Annotated in this window: 18 protein-coding genes; 9 read left to right on the top strand and 9 right to left on the bottom strand. The window is 57.5% G+C overall.

Features of this window, described 5'->3' with window-relative positions; genetic code table 11:
- Nucleotides 1–89: 89 nt before the first annotated feature.
- Both Q3970_RS00385 and cysG read right to left on the bottom strand, forming a co-directional pair.
- Complete coding sequence (locus Q3970_RS00385; protein WP_303098637.1) at nucleotides 90–803, bottom strand: uroporphyrinogen-III synthase; 714 nt, start codon at nucleotides 801–803, stop codon at nucleotides 90–92.
- Nucleotides 804–919: 116 nt separating this feature from the next.
- Entirely contained in the window at nucleotides 920–2,323 is a 1,404-nt protein-coding gene (gene cysG, locus Q3970_RS00380) for a siroheme synthase CysG (protein ID WP_303098636.1), read from the bottom strand.
- Nucleotides 2,324–2,464: 141 nt separating this feature from the next.
- Between cysG and Q3970_RS00375 the strand changes: the two genes are divergently transcribed.
- Nucleotides 2,465–3,112 (top strand): fumarylacetoacetate hydrolase family protein, encoded by a 648-nt coding sequence (locus tag Q3970_RS00375; RefSeq protein WP_303098635.1) that lies wholly within the window; start codon nucleotides 2,465–2,467, stop codon nucleotides 3,110–3,112.
- A 259-nt stretch (nucleotides 3,113–3,371) separates the two neighbouring features.
- Nucleotides 3,372–5,360, top strand: coding sequence for a transketolase (tkt, locus tag Q3970_RS00370; protein ID WP_303098634.1), 1,989 nt, complete (start codon nucleotides 3,372–3,374; stop codon nucleotides 5,358–5,360).
- 281 nt (nucleotides 5,361–5,641) lie between these two features.
- Here tkt and nusB read toward each other — a convergent pair whose 3' ends face one another.
- The 4 genes from nusB to Q3970_RS00350 all read right to left on the bottom strand — a co-directional run bounded on the left by nusB (nucleotide 5,642) and on the right by Q3970_RS00350 (nucleotide 7,974).
- Entirely contained in the window at nucleotides 5,642–6,067 is a 426-nt protein-coding gene (nusB, locus tag Q3970_RS00365) for a transcription antitermination factor NusB (RefSeq protein ID WP_303098633.1), read from the bottom strand.
- Nucleotides 6,068–6,163: 96 nt separating this feature from the next.
- Complete coding sequence (ribH, locus tag Q3970_RS00360; protein ID WP_303098632.1) at nucleotides 6,164–6,640, bottom strand: 6,7-dimethyl-8-ribityllumazine synthase; 477 nt, start codon at nucleotides 6,638–6,640, stop codon at nucleotides 6,164–6,166.
- A gap of 71 nt (nucleotides 6,641–6,711) precedes the next feature.
- Nucleotides 6,712–7,035 carry a DUF2185 domain-containing protein gene (locus Q3970_RS00355; RefSeq protein WP_303098631.1) on the bottom strand — a complete coding sequence of 108 codons (324 nt, stop codon included), beginning with the start codon at nucleotides 7,033–7,035 and terminating at the stop codon, nucleotides 6,712–6,714.
- A 57-nt stretch (nucleotides 7,036–7,092) separates the two neighbouring features.
- Complete coding sequence (locus Q3970_RS00350) at nucleotides 7,093–7,974, bottom strand: DMT family transporter (RefSeq protein WP_303098630.1); 882 nt, start codon at nucleotides 7,972–7,974, stop codon at nucleotides 7,093–7,095.
- Between the two features lie 192 nt (nucleotides 7,975–8,166).
- Between Q3970_RS00350 and Q3970_RS00345 the strand changes: the two genes are divergently transcribed.
- The 5 genes from Q3970_RS00345 (at nucleotide 8,167) to Q3970_RS00325 (ending at nucleotide 12,160) form a co-directional block, all read left to right on the top strand.
- Nucleotides 8,167–8,946 carry an FKBP-type peptidyl-prolyl cis-trans isomerase gene (locus Q3970_RS00345; RefSeq protein ID WP_303098629.1) on the top strand — a complete coding sequence of 260 codons (780 nt, stop codon included), beginning with the start codon at nucleotides 8,167–8,169 and terminating at the stop codon, nucleotides 8,944–8,946.
- A 115-nt stretch (nucleotides 8,947–9,061) separates the two neighbouring features.
- A complete protein-coding gene (locus Q3970_RS00340) occupies nucleotides 9,062–9,751 on the top strand; it encodes a Sir2 family NAD-dependent protein deacetylase (RefSeq protein WP_303098628.1) in 690 nt (229 codons plus the stop codon).
- Between the two features lie 13 nt (nucleotides 9,752–9,764).
- Nucleotides 9,765–10,376, top strand: a complete 612-nt coding sequence (locus Q3970_RS00335) for a thermonuclease family protein (RefSeq protein ID WP_303098627.1) — start codon at nucleotides 9,765–9,767, stop codon at nucleotides 10,374–10,376.
- A gap of 183 nt (nucleotides 10,377–10,559) precedes the next feature.
- Nucleotides 10,560–11,315 (top strand): CDP-diacylglycerol--serine O-phosphatidyltransferase, encoded by a 756-nt coding sequence (gene pssA / locus Q3970_RS00330; RefSeq protein ID WP_303098626.1) that lies wholly within the window; start codon nucleotides 10,560–10,562, stop codon nucleotides 11,313–11,315.
- A gap of 35 nt (nucleotides 11,316–11,350) precedes the next feature.
- Nucleotides 11,351–12,160 (top strand): sulfite exporter TauE/SafE family protein, encoded by an 810-nt coding sequence (locus Q3970_RS00325; RefSeq protein ID WP_303098625.1) that lies wholly within the window; start codon nucleotides 11,351–11,353, stop codon nucleotides 12,158–12,160.
- A 117-nt stretch (nucleotides 12,161–12,277) separates the two neighbouring features.
- On the opposite strand, the gene Q3970_RS00320 is transcribed toward Q3970_RS00325, so the two are convergent.
- Entirely contained in the window at nucleotides 12,278–12,910 is a 633-nt protein-coding gene (locus tag Q3970_RS00320) for a hypothetical protein (protein ID WP_303098624.1), read from the bottom strand.
- A 115-nt stretch (nucleotides 12,911–13,025) separates the two neighbouring features.
- Between Q3970_RS00320 and Q3970_RS00315 the strand changes: the two genes are divergently transcribed.
- Nucleotides 13,026–13,382: an arsenate reductase gene (locus Q3970_RS00315; RefSeq protein ID WP_303098623.1), complete on the top strand. Its 357-nt coding sequence runs from the start codon at nucleotides 13,026–13,028 to the stop codon at nucleotides 13,380–13,382.
- A 295-nt stretch (nucleotides 13,383–13,677) separates the two neighbouring features.
- On the opposite strand, the gene Q3970_RS00310 is transcribed toward Q3970_RS00315, so the two are convergent.
- Together Q3970_RS00310 and rclC are read right to left on the bottom strand one after the other, a co-directional pair.
- Complete coding sequence (locus tag Q3970_RS00310) at nucleotides 13,678–14,052, bottom strand: rhodanese-like domain-containing protein (protein ID WP_303098622.1); 375 nt, start codon at nucleotides 14,050–14,052, stop codon at nucleotides 13,678–13,680.
- A gap of 86 nt (nucleotides 14,053–14,138) precedes the next feature.
- Nucleotides 14,139–14,714, bottom strand: coding sequence for a reactive chlorine resistance membrane protein RclC (gene rclC, locus Q3970_RS00305; RefSeq protein ID WP_303098621.1), 576 nt, complete (start codon nucleotides 14,712–14,714; stop codon nucleotides 14,139–14,141).
- A gap of 235 nt (nucleotides 14,715–14,949) precedes the next feature.
- On the opposite strand from rclC, the gene Q3970_RS00300 reads away from it, so the two are divergent.
- The gene (locus Q3970_RS00300) at nucleotides 14,950–15,891 is read left to right on the top strand and encodes an AraC family transcriptional regulator (protein ID WP_303098620.1); all 942 of its coding nucleotides are present in this window, start codon (nucleotides 14,950–14,952) and stop codon (nucleotides 15,889–15,891) included.
- Nucleotides 15,892–15,994 lie beyond the last annotated feature (103 nt).

The following is a 15,994-nucleotide window of genomic DNA, read 5'->3' as shown; positions in this document are numbered from 1 at the left end:
GGGCTGCTCCGGTGTGTTTTCGGGGGTGTTTCCGTTGGGTTCGTTCATTCGTTGCTCCGTGAGGCGCATGGTTTAAAGCCTGTTGGCAATTAAATGGCAGCAGACACGAGTGAATGCGGGTTCAAGCGTTCGACCAGCTCGATTCGTTGCGCTCCGGCGCTGCGGAGGGCATCGGCGATGCGCGGGTGATGGGTGAAGTATAACAAGGTTCTTAAAACTTGGGTGATTCTGTCCGGCGCTTGGGCGAACAGTTCGCGCACCATTTCGACGGAAGTGATGTAGGCGGCTTGGGGCTTTTCGGCTTCGAAAACCTGCCAATCCAAAGGCTTGGGCCGTCTGAAATAAACTTCTGCCGTATTAACGGCAAAGCCGCGCCGGCGCAGTTCGTCTGCCAGCAAACCGCGTCCGCCGTGGCCGCGGATGACCAGCACTTCCGCACCCGCGGGCAGGCTTTCCCACACCGGCAGCGCCAGCACGGCTTCGCTGTCGTTGCCGGTTTCGGGGCTGATAACGGGGTGGGGGCAGAATTTTTCCAAGGCGTTGCGGCTGGCCCGGCCGACGGTAATCTGCACGATGCGCCCGTTGGAAAAATCGATATGCGGGGCGGCGGTGCCGACTGCGCCGGGGCTGACCCAGAACACGGCTTGCGCAGCTTGGAATTGTGCGTTGAGGCGGAGCAGGGCGCGGTTGTCCGGCTCGAGGCTTATCGGGCTGAACGGCAGCGCGCGCCAGCCTGCGGCTTCGCAGGCGGTGATGTCGGCGGCGGCTTGTGCTTCGGGGCGCACAATCAAAATGGTCGGCATGGTTTTCAGACGGCCTAAATAGATTCTTGCAAAAGTTCTAAATGATATATCGGTTGAGGCCGTCAGAAAAACAGATATTTTTCAGACGGCCTCAATTAAACGGCAAGCGGTGGTGTTCAGGCGGCTTGCCCAGGTTGGGTGGGAATCTCGCGGCCGCCATACCAGCGCAGGCTGTCGCGCAGGGATACGACTTCACCGATAACCATCAGGGCGGGGTGTTCGGCTTGCGCGGCCATGGCGGGCAAATCTTTCAGACGGCCTGTCTGCACGCTTTGGTTGGGCAGGGTGCCGTTGGAAACCACTGCTGCGGGGGTGTCGGCGCTGCGACCGTGTCCGATGAGTTTGGCGGTGATGTCGGCGGCTTTGAGCGTGCCCATATACACCACCAGCGTTTGGTTGCCGAGGGCGAGCGTGCGCCAATCGGGTTCTCCGCCGTTGCGGCGGCAATGGCCGGTGATGAACAGCGCGCTTTGGGCAGAATCGCGGTGGGTGAGCGGGATGCCTGCATAGGCGGTGGCGCCCAGCGCGGCGGTTACGCCCGGCACGATGCGGTAGGGGATACCGGCTTCGGCCAGCACTTGCGCTTCTTCGCCGCCGCGTCCGAATACGAAGGGGTCGCCGCCTTTGAGGCGCACCACGCGCCTGCCTTCACTGGCGTATTCCACCAGCAGGCGGTTGACGGTTTCCTGCTGCACATGGTGCGCGCCTGCGCGTTTGCCGACGCTGATTTTATCGGCGTCTTTGCGCACCATCGCCATGATTTCGTCGGAAACCAGCGCGTCATACAGCACCACGTCGGCGGCCTGTATGGCCTGCAAGGCGTGCAGGGTTAGCAGGCCGGCATCGCCCGGGCCTGCGCCCACCAGCACCACTTCGCCGCGGTTGGGCTGCCAATGGTTGAGCTGCGCCTGCAATTCGGCTTCGGCGGCGGCTTGGTCGCCTTGTGCCGCAAAGGTGCTGAAACGGCCTGCAAACAGGGTTTCCCAAAAGCGGCGGCGTTCGGCTGCGCTGCCGACGGCCTGTTTTACGCGCGTGCGCCATGCGCCTGCGATGGCGGCCATTTTGCCGGTGTGCAGCGGCACCAGCGTTTCTATGGCCTGCCGCAACTGCCGCGCCAGCACGGGCGAAGTGCCGCCGCTGGACACGGCGATTTTAATCGGGCTGCGGTCGACAACGGCGGGCACGGTAAACGAGCACAAATCGGGGTTGTCGACGGTGTTGCAAAACTTGCCGCGCGCTTCGGCGGCTTGGAAAACCTGCCAGTTGAGTTCATGGTCATTAGTGGCGGCCACGGCCAGGAATACGCCGTCTAAAAAGGCCGTCTGAAAAGTTTTGCCCAACCAGATAATGCGCTGCTGCCGCTGCCATTCTTCAAAGCGCGGGCTGAGTTTTTCTGCCGCCACCCGCACCTGCGCACCCGCCGCCAGCAGGCTTTCGGCCTTGCGTTCGGCAATATGCCCCGCGCCCACCAGCAAAACGGCGCGGCGGTTTAAATCGGCAAAAACCGGATAGTGGCTCATGGTTGTGCTTTCTGTTTTATCGTGCGCGCATCATAAGGCCGTCTGAAAAGAAACCAAAGGAACGGTTTTTGCTTTGTTTATGGTGTTTCGTTATATTGGGAGCGGTCGGCTCAGGCCGTCTGAAACCATAAGGAAACCGATATGACGCAGATTTATTTGGAAAACCAAGCCGTGCGTGTAAACAACATCTACTGCATCGGCCGCAATTATGTTGGCCATATCGCCGAACTGAAAAACGAAACCCCGACCGAGCCGGTGGTGTTTATGAAGCCGAACAACAGCATTCTGCGCAGCGGCGGCACCATCAGGCTGCCCGCGTACAGCGCTTCGGTGCATTACGAATGCGAGCTGGTTTTGCTGATCGGAAAAGATTCAGACGGCCCCGACGGCAGTTTTGACAGCATCGTGGCAGGCTACGGTGTGGGGCTGGATTTAACCGCCCGCGACATCCAGAGCCGCCTGAAAGAAAAAGGGCTGCCGTGGACGAAAGCCAAAGGCTTCCGGGGTGCGGCGTGCGTGTCGGATTTTGCGGCGGCCGGCCGGCTGGCGAACCCGCAAGACTGCACGTTCACGCTGGACATCAACGGAGCGCGCCGCCAGCAGGGGCAAACCGCATTGATGATTTATCCGATTGCCGCGGTTTTACAGGAGCTGGCCGCCACCTACGGCCTGAAAGCCGGCGATCTGGTGTTTACCGGCACACCCGCAGGCGTGGGCGAGCTGCATTCCGGCGACAAGGCAAAGCTGGATTTGGGCGGGCTGGTGCAGGCTGAATTTACTGTGGCTTGAGCGGCCGCTTCCGTTTCCCGCTATAGTGAATCCACTTACTTCGTTACGGTGTTGCTGCGCCTTAGCTCAAAGAGAACGATTTTGTAAGCCGCTAAAGCGGCAACAGAACCGGTTCCGTACTATCTGTACTGTCTGCGGCTTGCTGCCTTGTACCGAAGTGTGGATTCGCTATAGTACCCCGCCGCCGCATACCTTGAAAGCCCCCGCGAATCGGGCGATAATCAAAGCCGTTTTTACTCCAATCAGAAGAGGTATCCAAATGGCTTCACAACTGGCAAACGCCATCCGTTTTTTATCTGCCGACGCGGTGCAGAAAGCCAACTCCGGCCACCCCGGTGCGCCGATGGGCATGGCCGAAATGGCCGAAGTTTTGTGGACGAAATTCTTAAACCACAACCCTGCCAACCCCAAATTTTACAACCGCGACCGTTTTATTCTTTCCAACGGCCACGCCTCGATGATTCTTTACAGCCTGCTGCACCTCACGGGCTACAACGTTTCGATTGACGACCTGAAAAACTTCCGCCAGCTGCACAGCAAAACCCCCGGCCACCCCGAATACGGCTACACCGACGGCGTGGAAACCACCACCGGCCCGCTGGGTCAGGGCATTGCCAACGCCGTGGGCATGGCGCTGGCCGAAAAAATCCTGGCGGCCGAATTCAACCAAGACGGCCTGAATATTGTTGACCATCACACCTATGTATTCTTGGGCGACGGCTGCCTGATGGAAGGCGTGTCGCACGAAGCCTGCTCGCTGGCCGGCACGCTGGGTTTGGGCAAACTGATTGTCCTCTACGACGACAACAATATCTCCATCGACGGCAAAGTGGACGGCTGGTTCACCGAAAACATTCCGCAACGCTTCGAAAGCTACGGCTGGCATGTGGTGCCGAACGTTAACGGCCACGACACCGCCGCCATCGAAGCCGCCATCGGAGAAGCCAAGGCCGAAACCGGCAAACCCTCCATCATCTGCTGCAAAACCCTCATCGGTAAAGGCGCGGCCACCAAAGAAGGCAGCCACAAAACCCACGGCGCACCGTTGGGCGCGGAAGAAATCGAAGCCACCCGCAAACATTTGGGCTGGAATTACGGCGCGTTTGAAGTCCCGCAGGAAGTGTACGACGGCTGGAACGCCAAAGAAAAAGGCGCGAAGCTGGAAAACGGCTGGAATGCGCTGTTTGCCGAATATCAGGCCAAGTTTCCCGAAAAAGCCGCCGAATTCGTGCGCCGCATGAACAAAGAATTACCTGAAAACTTTGATGCCTACGTTCAGACGGCCTTGAAAGAAGTGTGCGGCAAAGCCGAAAAAATCGCCACCCGCAAAGCCAGCCAAAACAGCATCGAAATTCTGGCCAAAGTGCTGCCCGAACTGGTGGGCGGTTCGGCGGATTTAACCCCGTCCAACCTCACCGACTGGTCAAACAGCGTATCGGTTACGCGTGAAAAAGGCGGCAACTACATCCACTACGGCGTGCGCGAATTCGGCATGGCCGCCATCATGAACGGCATGGCGCTGCACGGCGGCGTGAAACCCTTCGGCGCCACGTTCCTGATGTTCAGCGAATACGCCCGCAACGCCCTGCGCATGGCCGCACTGATGAAAATCAACCCGATTTTTGTGTTTACCCACGACTCCATCGGTTTGGGCGAAGACGGCCCCACCCACCAGCCGGTAGAGCAAACCGCCACCCTGCGCCTGATTCCCAATATGGCCGTATGGCGCCCCTGCGACACCGCCGAGAGCCTGGTGGCGTGGGCCGAAGCCGCCAAAGCCGCAGATCACCCCAGCAGCCTGATTTTCAGCCGCCAAAACCTGCCGTTTATCCCGCGCAGCGAAGAGCAGTTGAGCAACATCAAGCGCGGCGGTTATGTAATCAGCGAAGCCAAAGAGGGCGCGGCGCAGGCGATAATTATCGCGACAGGCTCCGAAGTCGAGCTGGCTTTGAACGCGCAAACCGTGCTGGCCGAGCAGGGCGTGTTTGTGAATGTGGTGTCCATGCCTTCGACCAACGTGTTCGACCGCCAAGACGAAGCCTACCGCAACAGCGTGCTGCCGGCCGGCCTGCCGCGCATCGCCGTGGAAGCGGGCGTTACCGGCGGCTGGTATCAATATGTGGGCTTGAACGGCGCCGTGGTCGGCCTCGACCGCTTCGGCGAATCCGCCCCCGCCGAGCAGCTGTTCCAAGAGTTCGGCTTTACCGTGGATAACGTGGTCAATACCGTGAAAGCGGTTTTGCAGTAAAACCGTTCGGATAAACTTGAGGCCGTCTGAAAGTTTCAGACGGCCTCAAGTTTGTTTCGGGTTGAGGCCTTTGCAAAATTCGTTGGTATTTTAAAATCTCTGCGTCATGCTCGGGCTTGACCCGAGCATCTTATTGTTTGGAAAGAAATAGCAGATACTCGGGTCAAACCCGAGTATGACGGTGTTTGGGTTTTCAGACGGCCTTAAGTTATTTTGCAAAGGTATCAGGTTTTGTATTCCGTCATACCCGGGCCAAGCTTGGGTATGACGGAACGGTTGCGTCAGCCGCGTTTGGGGTCGTTCGGGCGCAACTGTGCGGCGAGTTTGTCGAGAATGCCGTTGACAAACTTGTGGCCGTCGGTGCCGCCGAAGGTTTTGGTTACCTCGATGGCTTCGTTGATAATTACGGGGTAGGGCGTTTCGGGCATGGCGGCAAGCTCGTGGCAGGCCATCAGCAGCACGGCGCGCTCGATGGGGCTGAGGTCGTTTTCGTCGCGGTCGAGCAGGGGGCGGATTTGCTGCATATATTCGCGCCGGTTGGCGTGTGCGCCGAAAAAGAGTGCGGTAAACAATTCGCCGTCGGCTTTTTTGAAATCGCTGCTTTCGCGGATGTTTTCGGCGGTTTCGGCGGCGGGGGCGTCGGTAAGCGCCGATTGGTAAAGTGCCTGCACGGTAAATTCGCGTGCGCGGCGGCGGGGTGTTTTCATGGTGTTTCCTTGCGTTTTGCGGTAGGGGTTCAGACGGCCTGATGCATTCGGGCAAAGCGGTGCAATCAGGCCGTCTGAAATAATATTTGAATAATATCAGGCTTCGTCGTCGAACTGCTCTTCCAGCAGCAGGTTCACGAGGTTGGCGCACTCAACGGCCACGATGGCGGCGTCGGCGGCTTTTTCTTCGATGCGCACATGCGCCTGTTCGTCGTTTTCGGTGGTGAGGATGGCGTTGGCGATGGGGATGTTGTAGTCCAAGCCCACCCGGGTAACGCCGGCGCCGGATTCGTTGGCCACCAGTTCGAAATGGTAAGTTTCGCCGCGGATAACGGCGCCGATGGCGATCAGGGCGTCATATTGTTGGGTGGCGGCCATGTTTTGCAGCACCAGCGGCACTTCGAGCGCGCCGGGAACGGTGGCTATGGTGATATCGTCGGTGTGGACGCCGAGGGCGGTGAGTTTGTCGGTGCACACTTTGAGCATGGCGCTGCCGATTTCGTTGCTGAAGCGGGCTTGTACGATGCCGATGCGCAGATTGGTGCCGTCGTGGTCGGGTTGGATGGTGTTCATAGGGCTTTCCGTGTTTGAGTGGTAAACGATAGAGAAAATAGCTTCAGGCCGTCTGAAAACTGATCTTGACACTAATTTTGCGGCTGCCAGTCGGCGGCGGGTCGGAATACGCCGTTTTCGTCAAGCTCCCATGCCGTGCCGGCGGGTTGGCTCAGCCATTCGGCCACGGCGGGGTGGTTGCGGGTGATGCCGCCGATGTCGTACACGCCGAAATTTTCGGGGTTTGCGGCAAATTCGTCGGTTTCGTCGCCGCTGAAAAAACGCCAGCCGCTGTCTTGCTCAAACACCGGCTCTTCGCGGTACATAAAACCGATGGGCGCGCCGTCTTCGCTCACGGCTTTGGAAACGATGCAGCGGCCGAGTGCGGCGGCGAGGGCGTCGGCAAACAGGTTCATGGTTAAAACGGCAAGATAAAGGTTGCAAATGCGGCTATTTTACACGATTCGCCGCCCTTACGCATGGCGGTCTTCAGACTGCGAACCCAGGTAAATCGCCGCCAGCGTTAAGAGTGCGCCGCCCCATTGCAGTCCGTTGATGGGTTTGTCGAGCCAGAAGTAGTCGATAACCAGGGCGGCCACCGGCTCGCTCAGCAGCAAGAGGCCGGTTAACGACAGCGAAAGCAGCGGAATCGCATAGGCAATCAGCCCCCATGCAAAACACTGCATCAGTGCGCCGTAAATCAGAATCAGGCCGGCATCGCGCAGGGTGGTGGGATAGAGGTTGCCCGAATCGAGCAGCAGCATGGGCAGCACCAGCGCAACCATGCCGCCCAGGCTCACCAGCAGCATCATCGGAAACAGTGCCGTGGCCTCGGCCTGATGGGTTTTGCGCACGAACACCATCGATAAAGCCAGCATCGCGCCCGACACAATCCCGCTCGCAAACCCCCAGCCCGCGTTTTGGTTGTGGCCGAATTCGGGGCTGGCAATCAGCGCCACACCCGCCACCGCCATTATCAGGCTTAACAATTGCATTTTGCCCAAACGTTCGCCGAAAAAGCAAAAGCCGATGGCCGAAAGAAAAAAGATTTGCAGGCTGTTGAGCAGGGTGGAAATGCCGGGGCCGACGGCATAAATGCTCTCGTGCCACAAAGCCAGGTCGAAGCCGAGAAACGCACCCGAAAGCAGGGCATAACGCAGCGCCTGCAGGCTTTTCGGCAGTTTCTGCCCGAAAAAGCGCGACAGCACCCAAAAAATCACCGCCGCCACCGCCAAACGCCAAAAAGCGATGGCATACGCGCCCACCGGCACGAATTTCACAATCAGGCTGCCGAGGCCGAAAATCACACAGCCCACAATCAGCATGGGCGCAGCACGGCGGTTGGGTTCGTGCATTTTTGAATGCCTGTATAAAGAAAGACTTGGGATTGTATAGCAGGCCGTCTGAAAAGAGAAGAAAGGCAGTGTGCGTGTTTCTTAACACAATGCCGTACGAAACTGGTTATTTTTCAGACGGCCTTAATTCCACTTAACCCAAACTCCGTTATAATCCACGCTTCCGTTAATATGTTACTCAGGACGTATATAATGAATAAAACCCTTAAAACCGCCGTGTTGGCCGCAACCGCCGCATTGGCATTGGCCGCCTGCAAACAGGAAGGCGGCAGCGCGGCAGGTGCCGCATCCGGCGAAAAAACCGCTTCCGCAGCAGCAGCGGGTGATTTCGGCAGCCCCGCCCAACGCGCCAGCTACGCCATGGGCATGGATATCGGCGCAACATTGAAGCGCATGAAAGACCAGGGCACCGAAGTAGATCTGAAAGTGCTTAACGAAGCCGTGCAAACCATGATAGAGGGTAAAGAGCCCAAGCTGAGCGACCAGCAGGCGCAGGAAGTGCTGATGGCGTTTATGGCCGAACAGCAGCAGAAAGCGCAGGCCAAAGCGGCCGAAGATGCCAAGGCCAATCTTGAAAAAGGCCAAGCGTTTTTGAAAGAAAACGGTGCCAAAGAAGGCGTGAAAACCACCGCATCCGGCCTGCAATACAAAGTGAAAACCGAAGGCACGGGCGCGCAGCCCAAAGCTGCCGACGTGGTAACCGTCGAATACGAAGGCCGCTTGACCGACGGCACGGTGTTCGACAGCAGCAAGCAGCACGGCGGCACGGCCACCTTCCCGCTCGATCAGGTGATAAAGGGCTGGACGGAAGGCATCCAGCTGATGAAAGAGGGCGGCGAATACACCCTGTTTATCCCTTCTGCGCTGGCCTACGGCGAAAATGCCGTGAGCGACAAAATCGGCCCGAACGCCACTTTGGTGTTCGACGTAAAACTGTTGAAAATAGAAAAAGCGCCCGCGCAAGGCAAATAAGCCGGGCAGTCAGTCAGGCCGTCTGAAAAATCTTTCAGGCGGCCTGCTGTTTTTGCGTAAAAAGCAGCGGTGGGATTCCGTGCCCTGCCGCTGCCGGACGAAGGAGCCGATTCCGATGAAAAAATGCGTGATTCTAACCGGTGCAGGCATCAGCGCCGACAGCGGCCTGAACACGTTCCGTGATGCCGGCGGTTTGTGGGAGGGACATAAAGTAACCGATGTGTGCACGCCCGAAGCCTTTGCACGCAACCCGCAGCTGGTTCTCGATTTCTACAATATGCGCCGCAGGCAGGCCAACGAAGCGCAACCTAACGCCGCCCATCAGGCTTTGGTGCGGCTGGAAGAGCATTATCGAGTGCAGATTATCACCCAAAACGTCGACAACCTGCATGAGCGCGCAGGCAGCCGCCGCGTGCTGCACCTGCACGGCGAGCTGAACAAAGCGCGAAGCTGTGCCGACGGGCGTGAGGTTTTAGATTGGACGGGCGATCTGAACATCGGCCACACCGACGGCAAAGGCCGCCAACTCAGGCCGCATATCGTGTGGTTCGGCGAAGAAGTGCCGCTGTTTGCGCAGGCGGTGGAAGAAATGCGCGATGCCGGCATCGTGATGGTGGTGGGCACCTCGCTTCAGGTTTATCCCGCCGCTTCGCTGCTGCATTTCGCCCCACCGCAGGCCGAATGTTTTTTGATTGACCCCAAACCGCAGCAGGCGGGCAGGGCGGTGGAAATCATCGCGCAAAAAGCCAAAGACGGCGTGCCCGCGCTGGTGAACGAATTAATCCGCCGCGCATCCTCTAATTAACCGTAGAAAATTTATGAAAAACATTATATTGCCGCTCTTGATTGCGCTGCTGCCGCTTAGTGCGCCCGCGCAGGCAGATGTGTTGGCGCAATGGCTGAAGCAGGGCAGTAAGGCAGTGCAGCAGGCAGGCCGGACTGTGCGCGCCGGCAAACAATACACGGGCCGCGTAACCTCCGTTGCCGACGGCGACACGCTGCGCGTTACCGACAGCCACGGAGCCAGACATAAAATCCGCCTGGCCTATATCGACGCACCCGAATTACAGCAGGCGCACGGCCAGGCATCAAAGCGGGCTTTGAGTGCCGAAGCATTGGGGCGGACTGTGAGCGTGGAAGTGTTTGAAACCGACCGCTACGGGCGCGAAGTGGCCAAAGTGAGCATCGACGGAAGGGATCTGAACCTGAACCAGATCAGGCAGGGACATGCTTGGCATTATGTATCGATTGCCAAACGCAGGCAGAATAAAACCGACTATGCGGCCTATGCTGATGCCGAAGCCGGAGCAAGGCAGGCGGCCGCAGGATTGTGGCGCAGCAGAAAAGCCCTGGCACCTTGGGATTTCCGCAGGCAGGAGCGGGAAAGGCAAAACCCGGGCACAGGCGGCACGCAACAGGGCCGCCGGTGATGCCGCAACCTGTTTTCAGACGGCCTGAGATCTTGTAAAGGCCGGGACTGCGAAACCTGATGGGCAGATTCTGCATAAAAAACGCGTGCCGCTTCCACAGGCCGTCTGAAACACACCGTACGGGGCTTGCGGTATAATCCGTACCAACCATATAACAGGCCGCCCGGCTGTTACGGAAAAGCGATGACGACACCACAAAACCCCACGCCGCGCTTCAGGGCGCTGCTGCGGCAGAACAGTATTTACCTGCTGCCCAATTCTTTTACCATCGCCGCGCTGTTTTCGGCATTCTTCGCCATCACGCAGGCCATGCACGGGCGTTACGAAACGGCGGCAATCGCCGTGTTTGTTTCGATGCTGCTCGACGGCATGGACGGTAGGGTGGCGCGCTGGACCAACAGCCAGAGCGCCTTCGGCGAGCAGCTCGACAGTTTGGCCGATATGGTCAGCTTCGGCGTCGCCCCCGCCTTAATCGCCTATAAATGGCAGCTTTGGCAGTTCGGCAAAATCGGCTATTCGGCGGCGTTTATCTATTGCGCCTGCGCCGCGCTGCGTTTGGCGCTGTTCAACACATTAATCGGCAAGGTGGACAAACGCTGGTTTATCGGCATTCCCAGCCCGACGGCGGCGGCGCTGATCGTGGGTATGATCTGGGTGAACCACAGCTACGAGCGGTTTCCGCAGGTGGCATGGGTATGCCTGATTATCACACTGTTTGCGGGGCTTTCGATGGTGGTGCAGATTCCGTTTTGGAGCTTCAAAGAAATCAACGTGCGCCGCAAAGTGCCGTTTTTCGTGATGATTGTGTTTATGCTGGTGTTGGCAGTGGCGGCATGGGAGCCTTCGCTGCTGCTGTTTCTGTTTTTCTTGGGATACAGCCTGTCGGGTTATGTGATGTTTGTTTGGCGGTGGTTGAAAAAGCGCAAGAAGGCCGTCTGAAAAAACGTTTGGAAATTTGAGAAGAAGAACAAACCATGTTGGACATACAGTTGGTGTCGGTTATGCTGGCGGTGGGTGCGTTTGCGGGCTTTATCGCGGGGCTGCTCGGCGTGGGCGGCGGCATGATTATCGTGCCGGTGGTGCTGTGGGTGTTGCAGATGCAGGGTTTGGACAATATCCCGCACGCGCAGCATTTGGCGGTGGGCACGTCGTTTGCGATTATGGTGTTCACCACGTTTTCGAGCGTGATGGCGCAAAACCGTAAAGGCGCGGTGGATTGGCAGGTGGTGCGGCGCATGGTGCCGGGCATGATTGCCGGCGTGCTGGTCGGCTCGTTTCTGGCCAAACACATTTCTAATGCGGCGTTGCAGATTTTCTTTATCGTGTTTACCGTGTTGGTGGCGCTGAAAACCCTGGCCGACGCTAAGCCCAAGCCTTCGCGTTCGCTGCCCGGTTGGGCGGGGTTGAACGGCGTGGGCACGCTGTTCGGCATTGCTTCGAGCTGGGTGGGCATAGGCGGCGGCTCGCTGTCGGTGCCGTTTTTGATGTACTGCAATGTGCCGGTGCACCGCGCCGTGGGCACGTCGGCAGGGCTGGCGTGGCCGATTGCGGTGGCGGGGGCGGCAGGTTACCTTTATTCGGGCTGGAATGTGGGCGGCCTGCCCGAAGGTTCGTTCGGGTTCTGGTATCTGCCCGCCGTGGTAGTGCTGAGTGTGGCAACGGTGGTGTTTGCGCCGCTCGGCGTGAGAACCGCACACAGGCTGCCGCCGGAAAAGCTGAAGCTGGCGTTCGGAATCCTGCTGCTGGCGATTGCGGGCAGAATGCTGTGGCGTTTGTCGGCATAAGGTTCGGTTCTGAAAATGTAGTTTGAAAGGCCTTGCATCCGCATATCAAGTGCAACACTCAAATACCGGCGCCGAATACCGGCAGCTTATTTGCAGCGGCGCAAACCGGGCGGGCGTTCAGCGCAGTTCGCGGATATCGCGCCAGCCGTCGTTGGTTTTTACCATCGTAGCCACCAGCGTGCGCGTGGTGTCGGGGTGTTTCCAGCCGCTGCCTTCGCGCATAAACTGCCCGACCCATTTGGCGGTTTCCAGCCGTGCTTCGTAAGACACTTTCGACACGGTTACGCCGTCGGCGGGTGTGGGTTCGGTAAACCAGTTGATTTTTTCCACTTTCAGCGAGCCGATGCAGAAGCGCGTACCGCCGGGGCCGGGGCGGGTTTGCGCCTTGCCTTTGTCGGTTAATTCGTAAACCTGCACTTTGATGTTGCGGCCGTTTTCGGGCGAGGGCACGGTTTCGGCGCGAGCCTGTTTGTAGAAGCCTTCTTTATCGAGCAGGCGCATTTGTTTGAGGGCGGATTCGTTGATTTTTCGGCCTTCCGAATCGCGCTCGGCGATTTTCACCAGCGGCTCGCCCACCACGGCCGCACCCGTTAACAGGCCGTTTTCCACGTCCAAAACCAAAGGCATACACACACCTTGTGCGGTCGAATATTGGTTGATGGCTTTTTCAAAAGTTGCCTTATCGGGCTGTGAACCCGAGCAGGCGGCCAGCAGCAGTGCGGCGGAAGCGGCAACAGCGGTTTTATACATAGTATGGCTCCATATCGATAACGCGGTTAAAAAAGCATAGTCTTTTTTTTGCCGCATGACAAACCCCCGCAGCGGTTTTACAATCAGGCCGTCTGAACATATTTGAGGAAAAACAATGACTGTGGTTTACGGCATTCCCAACTGCGACACCGTGAAAAAAGCCCGCGCGTGGCTGGCCGAAAACGGTGTGGATTACGAATTTTCCGATTTCAAAAAAACGCCGCCCGACGAAGCGCTGATTGAAAGCTGGCTGCAACACATTCCGCTCGAAACCCTGCTGAACAAGCGCGGCACCACTTGGCGCAAACTCAGCGGCGCCGAGCAGGACGCGGCAGATACGCAGGCGGGCGCGGTGAAGCTGATGGCGGCACACCCAAGTCTGATTAAAAGGCCGGTTTTGTGCCGCAACGGCCGCTGCCATGCAGGGTTTCAAGCGGCGATATATGCACAGGAATTCGGCAGGCAGGATTGAAAAGCAGCAGCATCCGTATGTTCCGTTTTACAGCCGCACCAATGCGGCCGGGGGGGCAAATTTCTGTCGAATGCTTCCGGCTTGAGGCCGTCTGAAAAAATGGTTTTCAGACGGCCTCAAGTAATAGAATAGGCGGATTAACTTAACTTTCGCTTCGGCGTTGCCACGCCTTAGCCCAAAGGGAACGGTTTTGTAAGCCGCTGAAGCGGCAACAGAACCTACTGCTTGTACTGCCTGCGGCTCGCTGCCTTGTATCAAAGTAATTGAATCCGCTACAGCATATTTTAAAGCAGATTTATTTCAAACCCTGTCTGATTAAATCGTCATAGCCGCCGTGGTTGGTTACGTTGGTGTAGCCCATTTTTTTCAACACCTGCAAGGCGGCTTCGGCACGCCGGCCGCTGCGGCAGTAGAGGTTGACAGGAGCGTTTTTGTCGGGGCTGGCAGCAGCGATTTCCGCACCGATTTTATCTGCGGGGATGTTCAGCGCCCCCTGAAGGTGGCCTTGGCGGTATTCTTCGGGCGAGCGTACGTCGATCCAGATGCCTGCCGCTTTGGCCGGGCGTACAGCGGATTGTGCCGCCGTGCTGCTGTTTGGAGCGGCGGAAGGCGCAGCGGCGGCAAAGGCTGCGGCCAGTGCGGCAAAGGTAATGAAAACGGCTTTTTGCATGTCGGTTCCTTTTCGTTGTAACAGGGTTTACGGGGGTTTCCGCCGGCTTTTGGTGCCGGCGGGAAAGGTTTTTCAGCAACGGCGCATTAGGCCTCAGCCTGCCCGCGTTTCAAAATTGCCCTTGCGGAATCGATCATGGCGATAAATCCCGCCGCAACCATCATGGCATCTTTCAGCACCAGTCTGCCCGCGCCCGAAAGATAGGGGAAACCGGTGTGCGCATCGGCACCGTGAACCCAGGTTTCGGGGGTGAAAATCAGAAAGGTGTAGGTAACGAAAGGCGTGAGAAAGCAGAGCGCCGCACCGATAAAGCCGATTTTCGGGTTGATATAGTGCGCCATAATCATAAAGGCAAACACCAGTTCTACTACGCCCAGGCCGTTGGAATAGCCGTAGGTGTTGTTCATCACGTGCCATGCGCGGTGAGCTTCGTTCAATACGCCCTCGGCGTTCATATATTGGGCATAATTGGCGGGGTCGTTGTACAGCCACGACATAAACGGGCTGTTGGCCACAAACGGCACGATGCTGTCGGCTTCGTAAGGAATAAATTTCAGCCAGCCTATCCAAGCGAACACGATAAAAATAGACAGTCGGCAGAGAAATACACCGAATTTGTCGGCACGGGCAATCTTTTCCAGAACATTTTGAAACAGGCTCATTTTATGCTCTCCTATTTGCAAGAAGGTTGGGGGTAGTCTGATTCAGTGCGTAAAACAGGGTATGGTGCCCCGATGCTGTTCCGTATTTTTCTTATATAGCGGATTAACTTAACTTCCGATACGTCGTTGCTGCGCCTTGCTTCCTTGTATCGAAGTAATTTAATCCGCTATAGCCTGATTTTTGCAAAAATCCGGCTATAATAATCTGCAAATCGTCTCATAATATGGTGGAAAAATGTCAAGTGTGCTCGACAGGCTGATCGAGCTGGCGCAGATACGCGGCAGCATTGATGTACGGTGCCGTTTTGAAGGCAGTTGGTATGTGCGGCACAAACCGGCTCGGCACAGCGGTATGGTGCATATCGTTACCGAAGGATCGGGCTATATGCAGATGGAGAGCGGGGATACCCTGCTGCTCAGGGCGGGCGACGTGGTGTTTTTTCCGCGCATTCCCGGCCATATTTTGAGCAGCGAATACGGATGCGGAAATGATGGCGATGTCCCGGAAATCCGCCGTGAGGGGGTATTTTCATTTAAAGGGCGCACCGGCAAAGGCGGCAGGTTGGATCTGTTTTGCGCACGTTTCGAATACGACAGCCGAGCCGAGCTGATTGCAGGCCTGCCCGATATGCTGCTGCTGAACCTGCCTCAAAATGCATTGCGCAGCCTGACCGGCCTGCTGCAGGAGGAAGCGGCGGATACGCAATACGGTTCGGCAGTGGTAACCGACGCACTGGCATCAGTGCTGCTGGTTTGGATTGTGCGCCACTATCTGCTTCAAAAAAAAGATGCGCTGCCGGCAGGCCTGCTGACCGCTTGGAATAATCCCAACCTGCACAAACTGGTGCAGGCTGTGCTTGATGCGCCGGAATATCCCTGGCGTGTCGGTGAAATGGCAGAAGCGGCCAATATGTCCCGTTCCGGCCTGATGCGGCTGTTTAAAGAAAAAACGGGCTTAAGCCCCCATGCCTTCGTCAACCGCATACGCCTGCAGCAGGCCGCAGTCCTTTTAAGGCGCAGCACGCAGCCGGTGCTCTCCGTTGCCTTATCGGTGGGTTTTCAGTCGGAAACCCATTTCGGAAAAGCTTTCAAGAAGCAATACGGTATCAGCCCCGGCAACTACCGTAAAAACAGCGGTGCTCAGGGCGGATTCAAACTGTGGCATTGGGAAATCTGAGTGGAAGAAAACGGCCAAGGCGCTGCGCGGTGTGTCTGCTTCCTATGCCGAAAGCAGGTGTTTTGATATAATGCGCCATTTTAAGCAAACCGCAAAACCTCTA

The organism is Neisseria sp. (genome assembly GCF_030530745.1).
Taxonomy (GTDB): domain Bacteria; phylum Pseudomonadota; class Gammaproteobacteria; order Burkholderiales; family Neisseriaceae; genus Neisseria.
This window is presented reverse-complemented; position numbering and strand designations above follow the sequence as displayed.